At 71.4% G+C, this 18,925-nt stretch carries 18 protein-coding genes and 1 pseudogene; 11 read left to right on the top strand and 8 right to left on the bottom strand.

Translation table 11 applies throughout. The features are described 5' to 3' along the window. Window positions 1–223: 223 nt before the first annotated feature. The 7 genes and pseudogenes from trxA to NYZ95_RS08580 all read left to right on the top strand — a co-directional run bounded on the left by trxA (window position 224) and on the right by NYZ95_RS08580 (window position 6,968). A complete protein-coding gene (gene trxA / locus NYZ95_RS08610) occupies window positions 224–607 on the top strand; it encodes a thioredoxin (RefSeq protein ID WP_262850659.1) in 384 nt (127 codons plus the stop codon). 79 nt (window positions 608–686) lie between these two features. Continuing rightward, window positions 687–2,174, top strand: coding sequence for a DHA2 family efflux MFS transporter permease subunit (locus tag NYZ95_RS08605; RefSeq protein ID WP_262850657.1), 1,488 nt, complete (start codon window positions 687–689; stop codon window positions 2,172–2,174). A gap of 5 nt (window positions 2,175–2,179) precedes the next feature. After that, the gene (gene purU, locus NYZ95_RS08600) at window positions 2,180–3,043 is read left to right on the top strand and encodes a formyltetrahydrofolate deformylase (protein ID WP_262850655.1); all 864 of its coding nucleotides are present in this window, start codon (window positions 2,180–2,182) and stop codon (window positions 3,041–3,043) included. Window positions 3,044–3,205: 162 nt separating this feature from the next. Next, window positions 3,206–4,231: a sulfate ABC transporter substrate-binding protein gene (locus NYZ95_RS08595; protein ID WP_262850653.1), complete on the top strand. Its 1,026-nt coding sequence runs from the start codon at window positions 3,206–3,208 to the stop codon at window positions 4,229–4,231. Window positions 4,232–4,378: 147 nt separating this feature from the next. Continuing rightward, window positions 4,379–5,137: pseudogene (gene cysT, locus NYZ95_RS08590) on the top strand (sulfate ABC transporter permease subunit CysT); the annotation flags it as partial. Continuing rightward, complete coding sequence (locus NYZ95_RS08585; RefSeq protein ID WP_262850651.1) at window positions 5,134–5,997, top strand: sulfate ABC transporter permease; 864 nt, start codon at window positions 5,134–5,136, stop codon at window positions 5,995–5,997. The pseudogene cysT and the gene NYZ95_RS08585, both read left to right, overlap by 4 nt. Beyond that, on the top strand, window positions 5,994–6,968 hold the full coding sequence (locus tag NYZ95_RS08580; protein WP_262850649.1) for a sulfate/molybdate ABC transporter ATP-binding protein: 975 nt from the start codon (window positions 5,994–5,996) through the stop codon (window positions 6,966–6,968). Before NYZ95_RS08585 ends, NYZ95_RS08580 begins: the two co-directional genes overlap by 4 nt. A 59-nt stretch (window positions 6,969–7,027) precedes the next feature. Here the strand turns inward: NYZ95_RS08580 and NYZ95_RS08575 are convergent, their stop codons facing one another. Continuing rightward, window positions 7,028–8,254, bottom strand: coding sequence for an MFS transporter (locus NYZ95_RS08575; RefSeq protein ID WP_262850647.1), 1,227 nt, complete (start codon window positions 8,252–8,254; stop codon window positions 7,028–7,030). 163 nt (window positions 8,255–8,417) lie between these two features. On the opposite strand from NYZ95_RS08575, the gene aqpZ reads away from it, so the two are divergent. Continuing rightward, window positions 8,418–9,170, top strand: coding sequence for an aquaporin Z (aqpZ, locus tag NYZ95_RS08570; RefSeq protein ID WP_262850645.1), 753 nt, complete (start codon window positions 8,418–8,420; stop codon window positions 9,168–9,170). Window positions 9,171–9,271: 101 nt separating this feature from the next. Beyond that, window positions 9,272–10,261: a malate dehydrogenase gene (locus NYZ95_RS08565; protein ID WP_262850643.1), complete on the top strand. Its 990-nt coding sequence runs from the start codon at window positions 9,272–9,274 to the stop codon at window positions 10,259–10,261. A gap of 82 nt (window positions 10,262–10,343) precedes the next feature. Here NYZ95_RS08565 and NYZ95_RS08560 read toward each other — a convergent pair whose 3' ends face one another. The 3 genes from NYZ95_RS08560 to NYZ95_RS08550 are packed head-to-tail and all read right to left on the bottom strand — an operon-like array spanning window position 10,344 to window position 11,918. After that, window positions 10,344–10,748 (bottom strand): phage holin family protein, encoded by a 405-nt coding sequence (locus tag NYZ95_RS08560; RefSeq protein WP_262850642.1) that lies wholly within the window; start codon window positions 10,746–10,748, stop codon window positions 10,344–10,346. Window positions 10,749–10,776: 28 nt separating this feature from the next. Then, window positions 10,777–11,061 (bottom strand): DUF3017 domain-containing protein, encoded by a 285-nt coding sequence (locus tag NYZ95_RS08555; protein ID WP_262850640.1) that lies wholly within the window; start codon window positions 11,059–11,061, stop codon window positions 10,777–10,779. Continuing rightward, window positions 11,058–11,918 carry a bifunctional methylenetetrahydrofolate dehydrogenase/methenyltetrahydrofolate cyclohydrolase gene (locus tag NYZ95_RS08550; protein WP_262850638.1) on the bottom strand — a complete coding sequence of 287 codons (861 nt, stop codon included), beginning with the start codon at window positions 11,916–11,918 and terminating at the stop codon, window positions 11,058–11,060. Before NYZ95_RS08550 ends, NYZ95_RS08555 begins: the two co-directional genes overlap by 4 nt. 30 nt (window positions 11,919–11,948) lie before the next feature. Here NYZ95_RS08550 and NYZ95_RS08545 point away from each other — a divergent pair, with 30 nt between their 5' ends. Beyond that, window positions 11,949–12,488, top strand: coding sequence for a YbaK/EbsC family protein (locus tag NYZ95_RS08545; protein ID WP_262850637.1), 540 nt, complete (start codon window positions 11,949–11,951; stop codon window positions 12,486–12,488). A gap of 27 nt (window positions 12,489–12,515) precedes the next feature. On the opposite strand, the gene purH is transcribed toward NYZ95_RS08545, so the two are convergent. Genes purH through NYZ95_RS08530 form a run of 3 tightly spaced genes read right to left on the bottom strand, consistent with a single transcriptional unit; the run spans window position 12,516 to window position 15,947 of the window. Beyond that, window positions 12,516–14,117: a bifunctional phosphoribosylaminoimidazolecarboxamide formyltransferase/IMP cyclohydrolase gene (gene purH, locus NYZ95_RS08540; protein ID WP_262850635.1), complete on the bottom strand. Its 1,602-nt coding sequence runs from the start codon at window positions 14,115–14,117 to the stop codon at window positions 12,516–12,518. Further along, window positions 14,114–14,707: a phosphoribosylglycinamide formyltransferase gene (gene purN / locus NYZ95_RS08535; protein WP_262850956.1), complete on the bottom strand. Its 594-nt coding sequence runs from the start codon at window positions 14,705–14,707 to the stop codon at window positions 14,114–14,116. Before purN ends, purH begins: the two co-directional genes overlap by 4 nt. Before the next feature lie 13 nt (window positions 14,708–14,720). Continuing rightward, on the bottom strand, window positions 14,721–15,947 hold the full coding sequence (locus NYZ95_RS08530) for a cell division protein PerM (protein ID WP_262850633.1): 1,227 nt from the start codon (window positions 15,945–15,947) through the stop codon (window positions 14,721–14,723). Between the two features lie 140 nt (window positions 15,948–16,087). Between NYZ95_RS08530 and NYZ95_RS08525 the strand changes: the two genes are divergently transcribed. Beyond that, window positions 16,088–17,941 carry a SigE family RNA polymerase sigma factor gene (locus NYZ95_RS08525; protein ID WP_262850631.1) on the top strand — a complete coding sequence of 618 codons (1,854 nt, stop codon included), beginning with the start codon at window positions 16,088–16,090 and terminating at the stop codon, window positions 17,939–17,941. A gap of 77 nt (window positions 17,942–18,018) precedes the next feature. Here NYZ95_RS08525 and sucD read toward each other — a convergent pair whose 3' ends face one another. Next, window positions 18,019–18,912 (bottom strand): succinate--CoA ligase subunit alpha, encoded by an 894-nt coding sequence (gene sucD / locus NYZ95_RS08520; protein ID WP_262850630.1) that lies wholly within the window; start codon window positions 18,910–18,912, stop codon window positions 18,019–18,021. Window positions 18,913–18,925: the final 13 nt, after the last annotated feature.

Raw genomic sequence — 18,925 nt, 5'->3', positions numbered from 1 at the left:
ACAAGGTCTGGGAAATCGGCTCGGGTACCCCGACGAACCCCCACTGACCCGACCGTGCACGGTCGGGTCGGATGAGCTTGGCTCGGGTACCCCAATCCGGTTCGCCGCCCAGCGCCTGGACCGGGCGTCTGCCTAGGGTGGACGTACGGGCGGGAATCCTGCGGGCCCGTCCGCTGTTGCAGCCTTCAGAAGCACAGACGTACCCGACCGAAATGGACGTGACATGGCAACCACTGCCCTGACCGCCGACACCTTCATGGACACCATCTCCGGCGACGGCATCGTCCTGGTGGACTTCTGGGCCTCCTGGTGTGGCCCGTGCCGCCAGTTCGCGCCCGTCTTCGAGGCGGCGTCGGAGAAGAACGACGACATCGCCTTCACCAAGGTGGACACCGAGGCCGAGCAGGAGCTCGCTGGTGCCCTTCAGATCACGTCGATCCCCACGCTGATGGCGTTCCGCGACGGCATCCTCCTGTTCAACCAGCCCGGCGCGCTGCCGGCGCAGGCGCTCGACCAGGTGATCGACGCCGTGCGCGAGGTCGACATGGACGAGGTCCGTGCCGAGGTCGCCAAGCAGCAGGCCGAGCAGGGTTCCGCCCAGGGCTGACGCGCCCCTCCGCTCCGACGACGCCCTCTCGCCCGCACCGGGCGAGAGGGCGTCGTCGTCCGGGAGTACGGTCTCTGCCGTGACCGCACCCGGAACGACCCGGCCCGACACCTCGACCCGCAGCCCTTGGCCGGCGCTGTGGGCGCTGGTGATCGGGTTCTTCATGATCCTGGTCGACTCGACGATCGTCTCGGTCGCGACGCCGACCCTGATCGCGAGCTTCGACGCCGACGTCACAGCCGTGGTGTGGGTGACGTCGGCCTACCTGCTGGCGTACGCGGTGCCGCTGCTCATCACGGGCCGGCTCGGTGACCGGTTCGGCCCGAAGCGCGTCTACCTCACGGGCCTGGTCCTCTTCACCGCCTCGTCTCTGTGGTGCGGTCTCACCGGCACGATCGAGCAGCTGATCCTGGCCCGAGTGTTCCAGGGCCTCGGTGCCTCGATGATGACCCCGCAGACGATGGCGGTCATCACCCGGACCTTCCCGGCCGACAAGCGCGGCCGCGCGATGAGCCTGTGGGGTGCGGTCTCGGGCGTGGCGATGCTCGTCGGCCCCATCCTGGGCGGCGTCCTGGTCGACTCGCTGGGCTGGGAGTGGATCTTCTTCATCAACGTCCCCGTCGGCGTGGTCGGCTTCGTCCTCGCGCTGCGGCTCGTCCCCGACCTCCCGACGCTGTCCCACCGCTTCGACCTCCTCGGCGTCGCGCTCAGCGCCGTCGGCATGTTCCTGCTGGTGTTCGGCATCCAGGAGGGCGAGACGTACGACTGGGGCACGATCACCGGTGTCGTGACCGTGTGGGGGCTGATCGGGCTCGGCGTGCTCGTCCTGGGCCTGTTCGTGGCGTGGCAGGCGGTCAACCGCGCCGAGCCGCTGGTGCCGCTCGGCCTGTTCAAAGACCGCAACTTCTCCCTGTCGAACGTCGCGATCACCAGCGTGGGCTTCGCGATCACCGCGATGGCGTTCCCGCTGATGCTGTGGGCGCAGGCCGTACGCGGCTGGTCGCCGACGCAGGCAGGCCTGCTGCTCGTGCCGATGGCGGTCCTCGCCTCCGCACTCGCCCCGTGGGTCGGCACGATGGCCGACCGGGTGCACCCCCGGATCCTCGCGTCCACCGGACTCACGGCGTTCGTCGTGGCGCTGGTGTGGCTGTCCCTCGTGATGTCTCCCGACGTCCCGGTCTGGCAGATCCTGCTGCCGATCGCCCTGCTCGGCGTCGCGAACGGCTTCATGTGGGCGCCGATCAGCTCGACCGCGACCCGCAATCTCCCCATGAGCAGCGCCGGAGCCGGGGCGGGCGTCTACAACACGGCACGCCAGGTGGGCGGCGTGCTCGGCAGCGCGGCCATCGCCGCCCTCATGGAGGCCCGGCTCACCGCCGAGCTGCGCGTCGAAGGCGCCGTCACCGGTGCGGGCACGGCCGCCGTCCCCGACGCCGCACGCGACGGGTTCAGCGCGGCGATGTCGCAGTCGCTCCTGCTCCCCGCCGCGATCCTGGTGGTCGGGCTGGTCGCCGTCGCGCTGTACCAGCGCCCCCGTCATCTCCGTACGGAGCGCGCCGTACCCTAGCGATCATGTCCAGCGCCGCCGCCACGTACGTCCTGACCCTCACCTGCCCCGACCGACCGGGCCTGGTGCACGCGATCTCCTCGTGGATCGTGGACCGCGGCGGCAACATCCTGGACGCCCAGCAGTTCACCGACGCCGGCGCCGGCCGCTTCTTCCTGCGGGTGCACTTCGAGAGCGTCACCGAGCCGTACGACCTGGAGGCGCTGCGCGACGCGTTCGTGCCCGTGGCCGACCAGCACGCGATGGCGTGGGACCTCGGTGTCGCCGAGGCGCCGTGCCGCACGCTCGTCATGGTGTCCAAGGAAGGGCACTGCCTCAACGACCTGCTGTTCCGGCAGAGCATCGGCGCGCTCAACATCGAGATCGGCGCGGTCGTCTCCAACCACACCACCCTCGAGCGGCTCGCCCGCTCGTACGACGTGCCGTTCCACCACGTCCCGGTCGTGTCCGGCGCGAAGGCCGAGGCGGAGGCGCGGATGTTCGCACTGGTCGACGAGCTCGACATCGACCTCGTCGTGCTCGCGCGCTACATGCAGATCCTGTCCGACGACGCGTGCCGTCGCCTCCAGGGCCGTGCGATCAACATCCACCACAGCTTCCTCCCGAGCTTCAAGGGCGCCCGCCCGTACCACCAGGCCCACACCCGCGGCGTCAAGCTGATCGGCGCGACCGCGCACTACGTGACCGCCGACCTGGACGAAGGCCCGATCATCGAGCAGGACGTGACCCGCGTCGGTCACCAGCAGGACCCGGCCGCGCTCGTCCAGGCCGGTCGCGACGTCGAGACCCGCGTGCTCTCGCGTGCCGTCGGCCTCCACGCGGAGCAGCGGGTGCTTCTCAACGGCGCCCGGACCGTCGTCTTCCCCTGACGACACCGGCGTCGCGGTGCCCTGAGCACGCCTGACGGCGCCCCGCCCACATCGTGAGAATCCGCGACACGGGTCTTTTCTCTCGCTATAGTCGAGTAATCTGCTCGGGATTAGTAAGTCACTACCAACAGCGCATGATGCGCTCGTTCCGAAAGGCACGACATGTTCACACGCAAGCGGTCGACCCGCCTGATTGCCGCGACCACCGCGCTCGCCGCCGCGCTGGGGCTGTCGGCGTGCGGTGGCGCCGACGCTGACAGCTCCAAGACGACGCTGTCGCTCGTGGGGTTCGCGGTGCCGAAGGCGGGCAACAACGCCGCCCAGAAGGAGTTCGCCAAGACTGACGAGGGCAAGGGCGTGGTCTGGAAGGAGTCGTACGGCGCGTCCGGCGACCAGAGCCGGGCCGTGGCCGGCGGGCTGAAGGCCGACTACGTGCACTTCTCGGTCACCCCCGACGTGACCCGCCTCGTCGACGCCGGCCTCGTCGAGGACACCTGGGACGACGGCGAGCACAAGGGCATCGTCACCGACTCCGTCGTCGTGCTGGTGGTCCGCGAGGGCAACCCGAAGAACATCCAGACCTGGGACGACCTGGTGAAGCCGGGCGTCTCGATCGTCACCCCCAACCCGGGCTCGTCCGGCGCCGCGCGCTGGAACATCCTCGCCGGCTGGCAGCAGGCCGCCGCCGACGGCGGTGACGCCGCGGGCACCGCGTACCTGACGAAGTTCTTCAAGAACGTCGCCGCGCTCCCCGGCTCGGGCCGCGACGCGACCGCCGCCTTCCAGGCCGGCACCGGCGACGTCCTCATCTCGTACGAGAACGAGGCCATCCTCGCCCGCCAGCAGGGCGAGAAGTTCGACTACGTCGTCCCGGACGAGACGCTGCTCATCGAGAACCCGGGCGCGGTGCTCAAGGACGCCGACCCCAAGGCCGAGGCGTTCCTGGAGTTCGTGCTGAGCGACGAGGGCCAGGAGCAGTACGTCTCGAAGGGCTTCCGTCCGATCAGCGACAGCGTCGAGGTCGGCAAGGTCGAGGGCGCGAACGATCCCGAGAACCCGTTCCCCACGCCGGCCAAGCTGTTCACCATCGACGGTGACCTCGGCGGCTGGGAGGCCATCAACAAGAAGTTCTTCGACGAGAACACCGGCATCGTCACGAAGATCCAGCAGGAGACGGGCAAGTCGTGACCTCTCCGGCACTCACGCAGGCGCGGCGCCCGGGGCCCCCCCCCCGCCCCCCCGCGGGCCCCCCCCCCCCCCCCCCCCGGGGGGGGGGGGGGGGGGCCCCCCCCCCCCCCCGCCCGCGCGGCAACCGCCCTCACCCCCGCTGCCGGGGTAGGGCTGGGGATCGCGCTGATCTGGTTCAGCATCCTCGTGCTGCTGCCCCTATCGGCGGTCGTCCTCACCACGACGGAAGGCGGGTGGGCGACCTTCGTCGACACCGTCCGCCAGCCGCAGACGTGGGCGGCGATCAAGCTCACGGTCGGCGAGGCGTTCCTCGTCACCCTCACCAACATCGTCTTCGGCACCTTGATCGCCTGGGTGCTCGTCCGTGACCGCTTCTGGGGCAAGCGCGCCCTGGAGGTCATCATCGACATCCCGTTCGCGCTGCCGACGATCGTCGCCGGCCTGGTGCTGCTCAGCCTGTACGGCCCGAACAGCCCGATCGGCGTCGACGTCGCCAACACGCGCATCGCCGTCTTCCTGGCCCTGCTGTTCGTGACCACCCCGTTCGTCGTCCGTACGGTCCAGCCCGTCCTCCTCGAGCTCGACCCGGAGACGGAGCAGGCCGCCGCGTCGCTCGGCGCCAGCAGGTTCACGACCTTCCGCCGCATCCTCATCCCCGCGCTCGCGCCCGCCATCACGGCAGGGGCGGCGCTGTCGTTCGCACGGGCGATCAGCGAGTACGGCTCGCTGGTCCTGCTGTCGGGCAACCTCCCGATGCGTACGGAGGTCACGTCGGTCCGCATCCTCACCTACATCGAGAACGGCAACATGGCGGCCGCCGCCTCCGTCGCGTCGCTGCTTCTCCTGGTGGCCCTCTTCGCGATCGTCGTCCTCGACGTCATCGCACGAAGGGTGGCGCGACGATGACCGGGAACCGCCTCACCCGCTACACGCTCCGGACGATCGTGCTCGTCTACCTCGGGCTGCTCATCGTGTGGCCGGTCTCGCTGGTCGCGAAGAACGCGTTCGCCGACGGCTTCGGGACCTTCTTCGACGCGCTGACCGAGGAGACCACCGCGTACGCGTTCCAGCTCACGCTGATCGTGGCCGTGTGGGCCGTGGTCATCAACACCGTCTTCGGCATTCTGATCTCGCTCCTGCTGGTGCGCTACACCTTCCCCGGGCGGAGGGCGCTCTCGGCGCTGATCGACCTTCCGCTCTCGGTGTCGCCGGTCGTCGTCGGCCTGGCACTGCTCCTCGCGTACGGCGGCACGAACGGCTGGTTCGGCCCCGCGCTCGAGGGCGCCGGGCTCCAGGTCATCTACGCGACGCCAGGGATCATCATGGCGACGGCGTTCGTGTCGCTGCCGCTGGTGATCCGCGAGATCGTGCCCGTCCTCACCGAGATCGGGACCGAGCAGGAGCAGGCTGCGCGCAGCCTCGGCGCCAACGCCTGGCAGACCTTCCGCCGCATCACGATCCCGGCGATCCGCTGGGCGCTCGTCTACGGCGTCGTGCTGAGCCTCGCTCGTTCGCTGGGTGAGTTCGGCGCGGTCAAGATCGTCTCCGGCAACGTCGTCGGCCAGACGCAGACGGCGACCCTGGTGGTCGAGGAGAAGTACCAGAACTTCGAGCAGACCGCCGCGTACGCCTCGTCGTTCGTCCTCGCGGCCGCGGCCGTCCTCGCGCTGATCGTCGTCACGCTGCTGCGGCCCGGCCACAGCGAGTCGGCCGAGACCGCCGGCGCCACCGCCACCCCCCTCCGTACCGAGAAGGACCCAGCATGAGCATCGAGATCGCAGGGGTCAGCCGCCGCTTCGGCGACTTCGTGGCCCTCGAAGACATCAACCTCTCCGTCCCGACCGGCAAGCTCACGGCGCTCCTCGGGCCCAGCGGCGGCGGCAAGTCGACGCTGCTGCGCATCATCGCGGGGCTGGAGAACGCCGACTCCGGCACCGTCGAGATCGAGGGGACGGACGCGACGCGCCTGCCGGCGCGCAAGCGCAACGTCGGGTTCGTGTTCCAGCACTACGCCGCGTTCAAGCACATGACGGTCGCGCGCAACGTCGCGTTCGGCCTCGAGATCCGCAAGCAGCCGAAGCAGCAGGTCGCCGAGCGGGTCGCCGAGATGCTCCGCCTGGTGCACCTCGAGCAGTTCGCCGACCGCTACCCGTCACAGCTGTCCGGCGGGCAGCGTCAGCGCATGGCGCTCGCCCGCGCCCTCGCGATCGAGCCCAGCGTGCTGCTGCTCGACGAGCCGTTCGGCGCCCTCGACGCGAAGGTCCGCAAGGAGCTGCGCGACTGGCTGCGCCGCCTGCACGACGACGTCCACGTGACGACCGTGTTCGTGACCCACGACCAGGAGGAGGCCCTCGAGGTCGCCGACCAGATCGTGGTGATCAACCAGGGGCGGATCGAGCAGATCGGCACGCCCGACGAGCTGTACGACCAGCCGGCGTCGGACTTCGTGCTGTCGTTCCTCGGCCCGGTGACCACGCTCGGCGGACGGCTCGTACGCCCGCACGACATCGAGGTCACCACCGCACCCGTCCCGGACGCCGTACCGGGGACGGTCACGCGATGGACGCGGATCGGGTACGAGGTGCGGCTCGAGGTGACGCCGACCGACGGGGGCGAGCCGATCCTGGTGCAGCTCACGCGCTCCGAGGCGGTACAGCGAGGCGTCTCCGACGGTGCCGCCGTGTGGCTGCGGGAGACCGCCGGGGTCAACGGCGCCCACTCCCCCGTACCGGCCTGACCTGACACTCTCCGTGGGGCCCACCCGAGCGGGGGCCCCACGGAGAGTGGACCGTGGGATCAGTGCGCGAGCGAGAGCGAGAGGCGTTCGCCGCGGTAGAGCCATGCCGAGACCACGAGGACGGCCAGTCCCGCGAGCGACAGGCCGACCCCGACCCATGCCGTCGACAGGTAGCCGAAGCCCGCAGCGATCGAGGCTCCGCCCAGCCACGCCCCAAGGGCGTTGGCGGCGTTGAGCGCGGAGTGGTTGAGGGCGGCGCCGAGCATCTGCGCGCTGCCGGAGACCTCCATGAGGCGCATCTGGAGCAGCAGCCCCAGCGCCGCCGCCGCGGCCGAGAGCAGGAAGACGCCGAGCAGCAGGAGCAGTCCGTGCTCGGCGGTGTAGGCGAACACCGCCAGCAGCAGCGCCATCGCCACCAGCATCGCGGACAGCCAGGCGAAGAGCGCATGGTCGGCGAGGCGTCCGCCGAGCGCGGTGCCGACGACAGACCCGACGCCGTAGACGAGCAGCACCCACGGCACGAAGCCGGCGCTCATCATCGTCACGTCGGTCGTGATCGGCGCGATGTAGCTGTAGACGGCGAAGAGCCCGCCGAACCCGATCGCACCGACGCCGGCGGTCAGCAGCACCTGCGGCTGCCGCAGCGCCTTCAGCTCTCGGCGTACGGTCGCGGAGGTGTCGCGCTGCTGCTGCGGGACGAAGGCGCCGATGAAGCCCATCGTCACCACGGCGAGCGCGACGACGACCCAGTACGCCGAGCGCCAGCCGAGCAGCTGCCCGAGGAAGGTGCTCGCGGGGACGCCGACCAGGTTGGCGGCGGCGAGACCGAGCATGACGGTCGCGACGGCCCGTCCGCGACGCAGCGGCGAGACCATCGAGGCCGCGATCAGCGACGCGACGCCGAAGTAGGCGCCGTGCGGCAGCCCGGCGAGGAACCGGGCGCCGAGCAGCGTCTCGTACGAGGGCGCGATCGCGGTGAGGAGGTTGCCGAGCGCGAGCGCGGCCACGAGCCCGATGGCCAGCGCGTGCTTCGGAAGTCTGGCCGTGAGCGAGACGATGACCGGGGCGCCGACGACGACACCGACCGCGTACGCGGAGATCACGTGGCCCGCGCTCGGGATCGAGACGTCGATGCCGTCGGCGATCTCGGGCAGCAGGCCCATCGTGACGTACTCGGTCGTGCCGATCGCGAACCCGCCCAGCGCCAGCGCGATCAGGGCCAGGAAGAGGTTCTGGGGTCGCGAAGAGGAGGTGCTCGTACGACGGGATGCGGTGGAGAAGGTCACCGTTCCCAGCATAAGTTGTTGGACAGAACAATTCTCGGCCTTGCGGGGTGAACTCGCTCACCCCGCTCCCCCGTCGTGCGTGTCCGCGCGCGCATCGGCGCCGACGCGAGCACAATGCGAGACGGACGGGCGTCAGGGGGGCGCCTCGTACGAAGGGGCCTGCATGACACCCGATCTTCGCTCTCGACTCGGCGCCGAGCTGCTCGGCTCCTTCTGGCTGGTGCTCGGCGGCTGCGGCACGGCAGTCCTCGCCGCCGTCTTCCTCACCGACGCGGGCAACCTCGGAGTCGGTCACCTCGGTGTGGCGTTCGCCTTCGGCCTGACGGTCCTCACCGGAGCGTACGCCGTCGGCCACATCTCCGGGGCGCACTTCAACCCCGCGGTCACCTTCGGCCTGGCGGTCGCCAAGCGCTTCCCGTGGAAGGACGTCGGCCCGTACTGGATCGTCCAGATCATCGGCGCGACGCTCGCCGGCGCCGTGCTGCTCGCCATCGCCAACGGCGTCGACGGGTTCTCGGCGGTCGACAGCGGCTTCGCGACGAACGGTTACGGCGACCGCTCGCCGGGCGGGTACGCGCTGTGGTCCGTCTTCCTCTGCGAGGTCGTGATGACGGCGATGTTCCTGTACGTGATCTTGGGCGTGACGTCGAAGCGTGCGCCGGTCGGGTTCGCCCCACTGGCGATCGGCCTGATGCTGACGCTCATCCACCTCATCTCGATCCCGGTCAGCAACACCTCCGTCAACCCCGCCCGGTCGCTGGGCGTCGCCTGGTTCGCCGGCGTCGACGCGCTGGCCCAGGTCTGGGTGTTCCTGCTCGCACCGCTGATCGGTGCCGCCATCGCCGGGGCGACGTTCGTCTTCATCACCGGGGTCGACCGCAGCGACATCGACGTCGTCGGCGACAGCGACCGCTGAGCCGCAGCGGCGGGCCCGCACCCCGTCACGGCGGCGGCGGGCGGGCTTGCTAGCGTCGTGAGGACGTACGTGTCGTACGCCCTGTACTCCAAGGAGATGTCGTGAGCGCAACACCCGTGAAGGTGGCCGTCACCGGCGCCGCCGGTCAGATCGGCTACAGCCTGCTCTTCCGTATCGCCGCCGGCGATCTGCTCGGCCCGGACACCCCGGTCCAGCTGCGTCTGCTCGAGATCACGCCCGCCCTCAAAGCGCTCGAGGGCGTCGTGATGGAGCTCGACGACTGCGCGTTCCCGCTGCTCGACTCGGTCGAGATCGGCGACGACGCCAACACCATCTTCGACGGCGCCAACCTCGCCCTCCTCGTCGGCGCCCGCCCGCGTACGAAGGGCATGGAGCGCGGCGACCTCCTCGAGGCCAACGGCGCCATCTTCACGGCTCAGGGCAAGGCGCTCAACGACCACGCCGCCAACGACATCCGCATCGGCGTGACCGGCAACCCGGCCAACACCAACGCGCTCATCGCCAAGACGAACGCCCCCGACATCCCGGCCGAGCGCTTCTCCGCGCTGACGCGTCTCGACCACAACCGCGCGATCTCGCAGCTGGCGGCCAAGACCGGCGCCAAGGTCACCGACATCACCAAGATGACGATCTGGGGCAACCACTCGGCCACCCAGTACCCCGACATCTTCCACGCCGAGATCGCCGGCCGTAACGCCGCCGAGGTCGTCAACGACCAGTCGTGGATCGTCGACGACTTCATCCCGACCGTCGCCAAGCGCGGCGCCGCCATCATCGAGGCGCGCGGTGCGTCGTCGGCCGCCTCCGCCGCGTCGGCCACGATCGACGCCGCCCGCGACTGGCTGCTCGGCTCGCCCGAGGGCGACTGGGTGTCGATGGCGGTCTCGTCCGACGGCTCCTACGGCGTGCCCGAGGGCCTGATCTCGTCCTTCCCCGTCATCACCAAGGGCGGCGACTGGGAGATCGTCCAGGGCCTCGACATCGACGACTTCTCGCGCGCCAAGATCGACGCGTCGGTCGCCGAGCTCGTCGAGGAGCGCGACGCCGTCACCAAGCTCGGCCTGATCTGAGCGCCTGACGCACCTCCCGACATCAGGACCCGACTGTCTCACCCCGGATCCGGGGTGAGACGTCGGGTCCTCTTGTCGGGTCCTACGTCGTACGCCCGCGCCGCGGCTGGTCGCCCTCGCGGCGGTTGCGCAGGACCAGGAACGGCAGGAAGAACGCGGCCACGGCCGTCACGAGCCACACGATGAGCGAGGCCAGCACCCACGTGGAGACGCCGGAGATCGAGAGGCCGTCGGTGAAGACGTTCGCGATGACGAGCGCCACCAGCGTCGAGACCAGGCCGATGCCGCCGAGGAACGCAGGCGCGTTGCGCGCAGCGACCTTCGTGATGAAGGGCGACAGGACGGCCTGCGCCAGCGTGAAGACGACGACCGCGACGACGAAACCGCTCGCCTTCACCGTCATGTCCTCGAGGAGCCAGGTCGCCACCAGGATGCCGACAGCGCTGGACCCGAGCGCGATCGCGACGTTGAGCAGCAGGCGGATCATGCCCGCAGCGTAGCGGCCCGGACCGGGGTTAGCCGGTGAATGCGCGCGGCACGATGAACGCGAGCGTGACGAGCGCGGACCCGAGGATCAGCATCCAGCCGCAGTCGAACGCCTTGCCTCGTACGCGCAGCAGGCCGGCACGCGCCTCGGGGAGCATCGCGCGCACCGCGGCGCCGAGGACCAGGCTGGCGCCGATGAGCGCGATCCCTTCTCGCCACGCGCCGAACGCGACCAGGGCGAGCCCCACGACGAGCGCGGCGACCAGCGCCGCGTACATCTGCGTCCCGCCGATCCCGCCCGTCCCGCGGGTCATGCCAGGCCGGCGGCGCGCTCAGCGGCCTCCACGACGTTCTGGAGGAGCATCGCCCGTGTCATCGGCCCGACTCCGCCGGGGTTGGGCGAGACCCAGCCCGCCACCTCGGCGACACCGGCGTCGACGTCGCCGGCGATCTTGCCGTCGGCACCACGGCTGACGCCGACGTCGAGGACGGCTGCGCCGGGCTTGACCATGTCGGCGGTGATGATCGAGGGCACGCCCGCGGCTGCGACCACGATGTCGGCGCGGGCGACCTCGGCGGCAAGGTCGCGGGTGCCCGTGTGGCACAGCGTCACGGTGGCGTTCTCCGTACGGCGCGTCAGGAGCAGACCGAGCGGGCGCCCGACCGTCACGCCACGGCCGACGACGACCACGTGCTGACCGGCGATCGGGACGCCGCCGGCGCGCAGCAGCTCCACGATGCCGCGCGGGGTGCACGGGAGCGGAGCGGGCTCGTTGAGGACGAGCCACCCGAGGTTGGTCGGCTGCAGCCCGTCGGCATCCTTGGCGGGGTCGATGGCGCCGATGACGGCGTTCTCGTCGATGCCCTTGGGGAGCGGGAGCTGGACGATGTAGCCCGTGCAGGCGGGGTCGGCGTTCAGCGCCGCGACGGCGTCGAGGATCTCGCGCTGCGTCGCGGTGTCCGGAAGGTCGACGCGGATCGACTCGATCCCGACCTGGGCGCAGTCGCGGTGCTTGCCCGCGACGTAGATCTGGCTGCCGGGGTCGTCGCCCACGAGCAGCGTGCCGAGACCCGGCCTGACGCCACGCTCGGCGAGGGCGGCGACCCGCGTGGTGAGGTCGGCCTTGATGGCGGCCGCGGTGGCCTTGCCGTCGAGAATCTGTGCGCTCACCCTCGAAGTCTCCCATGCCAGACTTCGGAGGTGATCCCGCGCCTCGGAACCCTCGACCTCGTCCCCGCACTCGATCGACCCGACCTCCTCGCCGCCCCGGTCGCGGCAGCGCTCGACGCCCTCGGACCGGCCGCCGGCGACGCGTGGGTGTGCGCGATCGACCCCGCCCTCGCCGACACGGCCGCCTTCTCGGAGGCGTACGAGGTGCCGCTCGAGGTCTCGGCGAACTGCGTCGTGGTCCTCGGTCGGCGCGCCGGGGAGGAGCGGGCCGCCGCGTGCGTGGTCCGTGCCGACACGCGGGCCGACGTGAACGCCACGATCCGCAGGCGGCTCGACGTCCGCAAGCTGTCGTTCGCCCCGATGGAGTGGGCGACGGAGACGACGGGCATGGAGTACGGCGGGATCACGCCCGTCGGTGTGCCGGCGACCTGGCCCGTGCTCGTCGACGAGCACGCCGCCGCTCTGGAGCGGGCGGTGATCGGCTCGGGGATCCGCGGGTCGAAGCTGGTCGTCCCCGGCACCCTGCTCGCCGCGCTCCCCTCCGCCGAGGTCGGCCCGTACGCCCGCTGACGCAGACGACGAGCGTCACGACGTCCGTCAGTGGAAGAAGTGCCGCGACCCCGTGAAGTACATCGTGAGGCCCGCAGCGTTCGCAGCGGCGACGACCTCGTCGTCGCGCACGGACCCGCCGGGCTGGACCACGGCACGGACACCGGCGTCGATCAGCACCTGCAGCCCATCGGCGAACGGGAAGAACGCGTCCGACGCGCCGACCGATCCGCGAGCGCGGTCGGCCCCCGCCCGCTCCACGGCCAGGCGGCACGAGTCCACACGGTTGACCTGGCCCATGCCGACGCCGACAGCACCGCCGTCCTTGGCGAGCAGGATGGCGTTCGACTTCACCGAGCGGCACGCCGTCCACGCGAACGCCAGCTCGGCCAGCGTCGCGTCGTCCGCCGCCTCACCCGCCGCGAGCGTCCAGCTCGCCGGATCGTCGCCCGGGGCGTCCACGTGGTCGCGCGACTGCACCAGGAGACCGCCGGAGATCGGCCGCATCTCGATCCGCTGCGGGTGCTCGTCGAGCGGCGCGACCAGGATGCGGATGTTCTTCTTGCGCGTCAGCACCTCGACCGCCCGCGGCTCGAACTCCGGCGCCACGATCACCTCGGTGAACACCTTCGCGACCTTCTCGGCCATCTCCACCGTCACCGGGCGGTTGGCCGCGATCACGCCGCCGTACGCCGAGACCGGATCGGTCGCGTGCGCCTTCTCGTACGCCGTGACGATGTCGTCACCGACCGCGATGCCGCACGGGTTGGCGTGCTTGATGATCGCGACGGCGGGCTCGGCGAAGTCGTTGGCCGCACGGCGGGCCGCGTCGGCGTCGACGTAGTTGTTGTACGACATCTCCTTGCCGTGCAGCTGCGTCGCGTTGGCGATGCCGGGACGGTCCCCGTGGTACAGCGCGGCCGGCTGGTGCGGGTTCTCGCCGTAGCGCAGCGTCGCCGACAACGCCCAGTCGCCACCGACCCACGCGGGGAACTGCTGCGCGGACTGCGGCGCGTACACGCTCTCGAACCACGAGGCGACGGCGATGTCGTACGAGGCGGTGTGCGCGAACGCCTCCGCGGCGAGCCGCTTGCGCTGCGCCAGCGTGAACCCGCCCTCGCGCACGGCGTCGAGCAGCACGTCGTAGCGGCGCGGGTCCACCACCACCGCGACCGACGGGTGGTTCTTGGCGGCCGCACGCACCATCGAGGGTCCGCCGATGTCGATCTGCTCGACCACCTCGTCCGGGGTCGCGCCGGAGGCGACCGTCTGCCGGAACGGGTAGAGGTTGACCACGACGAGGTCGAACGGCTCGATCTCGAGCTCGGTCAGCTGCTCCACGTGCGCGTCGAGACGCAGGTCGGCGAGGATGCCCGCGTGGACCTTCGGGTGGAGCGTCTTGACGCGTCCGTCCAGCGTCTCCGGGAACCCGGTGAGGTCCTCGACCTTGGTCACCGGGACGCCGGCGTCGGCGATCCGCGCGGCCGTGGACCCGGTGGACACGATCTCGACACCTGCGAGCTGCAGCCCGGACGCCAGCGCCTCCAGGCCGGTCTTGTCGTAGACCGAGATCAGCGCCCGCTTGATCGGCCGCTTCCCGTCGTCGTGCCCCGCCTCGTCGGCCGGCACCTCGCGCTCGACGTCGCTCATCCGATCGTGACCTTTCTTCCGTCGATGGTCCAGCCCTCGCGGACCATCGCTCCGACGGCGTCGACGAGCTGCCGACGCTCCGCTTCCTTGATGCGCTCGGTGAGCGCGTCCTCGTCGTCGTCGTCGAGGACGGGGACGGCGACCTGGGCGATGATCGGCCCGGTGTCGACCCCGTCGTCGACGAAGAACAGCGTGGCTCCCGCGAGCTTCACCCCGTACGCCAGCGCGTCGCGCGGGCCGTGGATGCCGACGAAGCTCGGGAGGAGGGAATTGTGGGTGTTGACGTAGCGGTCGGCGAACGCCGTGAGGAACGACGACCCGACGAGCTTGAGGAACCCCGCCGACACGACGAGGTCCGGCTCGTACGAGGCGACGGTGGCGGTGAGGGCGGCGTCCCACTCGGCACGCTCGGCGTAGTCGCGGACCCGGTGCACGAACGTCGCCGCTCCGGCACGCTCACCGCGGGCCAGGCCCTCGATCCCGTCACGGTCGGCGCCGACGGCCACGACCTCGGCCCCGTACGCCGGGTCGGCGCACGCGTCGAGCAGCGCCTGCAGGTTGCTCCCGGACCCTGAGACCAGGACGACCAGCCGCGCCGGCCGCTCAGACGCTGGAGGTGGAGTCCTGCGAGGCTGGGTCCGAGGTGGCGTCGTCGTCTGCTCCACGGCGACCACGATAGTGCGCCGCCGCCGCACCGACCGCGCCGCCCACGGCCAGGACGCTGATCGCGAGGAGCACCGAGAGCGGCAGGTCGGGGCCGCTGGTGCCAAGTCGGCCGGGGCCGAGGCTGCCTCCGGAGAGCAGCAGGCCGAGCCCGACCAGCGATCCGGCGAAGACCCCGGCACCGGCACCGGCCACGACGTCGGTACGGAGCTCGCCGAGCGCGCGCCGCTCAGCCCCCTCCACCGCGAGGTAGCCCGCGAGCGCTCCGGCGAGGAGCGGGGCCGCGGCGAACGCGATGAGCCAGCCCGGCCGAGGACCCGCCGGCGGGACGGCCGCGAGGACGGGGAGCGCCGGGACCGCACCCAGCGTGCTGGACGTCAGGGTGACCGACGTCCCGGCGCCGAGGGCGTACCCGGGTCCGAGCATCGCCGCCACGGTCCAGAGGACGAGGTTGGGCAGCACCAGGAGGCACACGAGGAGCAGACCGATCCCCCCGAGGAGACCCGGCCGCAGACCGGACCAGAGCGCGCCGACGGCGTCCGCCCGGGCCACGAGACCGCCGACGACGAGAACGCCGGCGAGCGCGACGAGCGCCACCGCGCCGACGATCCCCCCGCGCAGCGCGGAGCGTCCGGTCGGCGGGAGCGAGCGGTACTGGCGGCGCAGCACGCCCGAGCCGTGCGCGGCGCCGCTGGCTCCGAAGACCGCCCCGACGAGGAGGCCGGCGACGGCCGCACGCCACGGTTGGACGGCAGCACCGTCGAGCGGGGACCACCACGCCACGACCGCGAGCACCGCCGCGTACGTCACCGCGCAGGAGGACGCGACCACCCCGACCTCGCGGACGCCGTTGGCGACACCCCAGCCCGCGCTGACGCGGGCGACGGTCGAGTGGAGGGTGAGCACCGCCAGGAGGAAGAGACCGAGCGGAATGGCGTTGATCACGGTCTGGCCGACCGTCACCCCGCTCCCGTGGGCCGCGAGCCACGCGATCGCACCGCCCCGCAGGGCGCCGCCGGCCGTCCCGGTGTCGGCGGCGAGCCACACGACGACGGTCAGCCCACCGCACACGAGCAGGCCCAGCAGGGCGGCCGCGACAGCGGCCGTCGCGCCCGCCGCCCAACCGGGTCGACCGGAGCCGCCGAGACGGTTCCGGAGCGGGCGCATAGAGGTTTCCAAGGTCTCGATCATCGTCACCATCGTCCCTGTAGCCTGGGTCGCCGAGACGGAGGCACGCCGACGTGTGCCGCCTGGGGGGGCCGTCCACGAGCACCGACCCCGACCGCGACCGTAGGGAGACCCGAGTCATGCCGAAGGTGGATGAGTTCGACACCTTCTACGACTCCACGAGCCGGTACGTGACGCACCTCACGTACGCCGAGTGTGGCGACCGCTCCGTGACGGCAGAAGCCGTCGCCGAGGCGTACGAGAAGGCCTGGCAGGCGTGGGCGAAGCAGCGCGCACGCGACCCGCTGTCGTACGTGCGCAGCGAGGCGTTCCGCCAGGCCCGGCTGTCGCGCGGCACCCGCCCGTGGCGCCGGCGGCACGAGGAGGACAGCGACCTCGCGCTGATCGAGGCTCTCCAGGAGCTCAACAGCCGCTCGCGGCGCCTGATCATCCTGCAGACCCTCGGCGAGCTCGACCTCTCCGCCGCCGCCCGAGACGTCGGCATCGCGGACAACGAGGCCGTCGCCGAGACCCAGCACGCCGTCACCGAGCTCGAGCAGGCCCTCGGCCAGAGCATCGGGCAGATCGAGAGCCGCCTGCTGGGGCTCTCGGAGATCTCCGAGCAGATCATGCTCCCGAGCGCGTCGCGGGTGCGCTACAAGGCGCGGGGCCGCAGCCGTCGCCACACCCTCGTCTCGGTCGCCGCCGCCTGCGTCGGGGTGATCGCCGCCGGGCTCGTCGTCGCCCCCAGCGCGCCGCTGAGCCAGGCCGAGGCCCAGGAGCGCACCCGCGTGGGTGAGCGTCCCGTCAGCGCCGCCCGGCCCGGCGACGCGGTGACCGCCCGCTCCCTGATGACCGCCGTTGAAGCCGGACGGATCGACCCCTCCCACGACTGGACCACGGTCTCCACGGCCGCCGACGAGCCGAAGGAGTTCGAGAGCGCCGACGAGGCCGCCGAGCGGGCCTCCACCGCCGGCGAGCCCCTCACGGCGTGCACGCCACGGCGCTTCGCGACCGACGACCCCCGCAAGACCTACGTGCGCGAGTTCGAGGCGTACGGCGAGCCCGAGCTCGCCATCCAGGTGCTCGAGGTCGCTCGCAACGCGGACGCGGCCCAGGCGGCGTTCAAGCGGCGACTCCAGTGGTACGCCGACTGCTCGGTCCCCCGCATCCAGATGGCCAGCGCGGCGACGATCGCGGGCGCCTCCTCGCCGGTCACGATCCTGCGGATGCGCGAGAGCGGCTCGCCGGCGCGGACCCTCACCGTCGGGTTCATGCAGTCCGGAGTCGTCAACTCGGTCCTCGTGCACCGTACGGACGGGACGTCCGCCCCGTCGGTCGCCGCCTTCGGCAACGCGCTCGTCGAGAGCATGCGCCTGGCCTGCGCCGCGTCCGGCGGGCCGTGCACGACCTCCACGAAGACCGCCGGAGCCCCGCTCCCCCGGACGTCGAGCAACCCGGGGTTCCTGGCTGCGGCCGACCTGCCTCCGGTGGGACGCCAGACCAAGCCGTGGGGCGCCACCGAGCCCGAGCCGCCGAGCCCTAACCCGGCCGCCACGATGTGCGACAAGGCCGACTTCCTCAACCGCACCGTCGCCAAGACCCGCGCCCGCGTGTACGTCGTGCCGAACGACAAGGCCGTCCCGAAGCAGTTCGGGATCGGCCAGACGATCGCGACGTTCCGCTCGCCCCGTCAGGCTGCCGCGTTCGTCAGGAAGGTCGAGAAGCGCATCGCCAAGTGCGAGGACCGCAACCAGGCCGCGACCGTCCGTGCGGGCGGCGCGGTGCGCGGGAGCGGCTACGTGGGCAAGACCTGGCGGATGTCGTTCGAGACCGGCCCGAAGTCGACCGTGACGTACCGCCTCGCTCTCGTACGGCGAGGAGCCACGGTGACGCAGGTCGCCCAGTCGGGCAACAAGCGTGCCGACCTGAGCGCCGGCCAGTTCGCCACCGTCGCGAGCCGCGCCGCGCAGCGCCTCGCGTACTGGCGCTGACCGGCTCCGCCGCGCGAACGACGAAGGCGCCCCGACCCGCGAGGGTCGGGGCGCCTTTCGTACGACGCGGGCTCAGGTCAGAGCGACTTGAGGATCTCGCGCATGAGCTCAGCGGTCTCGGACGGCGTCTTGCCGACCTTGACACCGGCGGCCTCGAGGGCCTCCTTCTTGGCCTCCGCCGTGCCCGACGAGCCGGAGACGATCGCGCCGGCGTGGCCCATCGTCTTGCCCTCGGGAGCGGTGAAGCCCGCCACGTAGCCGACGACCGGCTTGGTGACGTGCTCCTTGATGTAGGCCGCGGCGCGCTCCTCGGCGTCGCCGCCGATCTCGCCGATCATCACGATCGCCTTGGTCTCGGGGTCGTTCTCGAACGCCTCGAGCGCGTCGATGTGCGTGGTGCCGATGACCGGGTCGCCGCCGATGCCGATGGCGGTCGAGAAGCCGTAGTCCGACAGCTCGTACATCATCTGGTACGTCAGCGTGCCCGACTTCGACACGAGCCCGACGGGGCCCTTGCCGGCGATGGTGTGCGGCGTGATGCCGGCCAGCGACTCCCCCGGCGTGATGATGCCGGGGCAGTTCGGGCCGATCATGCGGGTGTGCTTGCCCTGCAGGTACGACCACACCTCGGCGGTGTCCTGGACCGGCACACCCTCGGTGATGACGACCAGCAGGCCGATGCCCGCGTCGATCGCCTCGACGCAGGCGTCCTTGGTGAAGGCCGGCGGCACGAACACGACCGACACGTCGGCGCCGGTCTCGGCCATGGCCTCCTTGACGGTCCCGAAGACGGGCAGCTGGACCTCAGCGCCGTCCTTCGTGTGGGTCACCGTCGTGCCGGCCTTGCGCGCGTTCACGCCACCGACGATGTTGGAGCCGGCGTCGAGCATCAGAGCGGTGTGCTTGGCACCCATCCCGCCGGTGATGCCCTGGACGATGATCTTGGAGTCCTTGTTCAGGTAGATGGACATGTCCTCGTCCCCT

This window comes from Mumia quercus (assembly GCF_025506335.1).
Taxonomy (GTDB): domain Bacteria; phylum Actinomycetota; class Actinomycetes; order Propionibacteriales; family Nocardioidaceae; genus Mumia; species Mumia quercus.
Note: the sequence above shows the minus strand (reverse complement) of the source record. Positions and strands in the feature narration are given on the sequence as shown.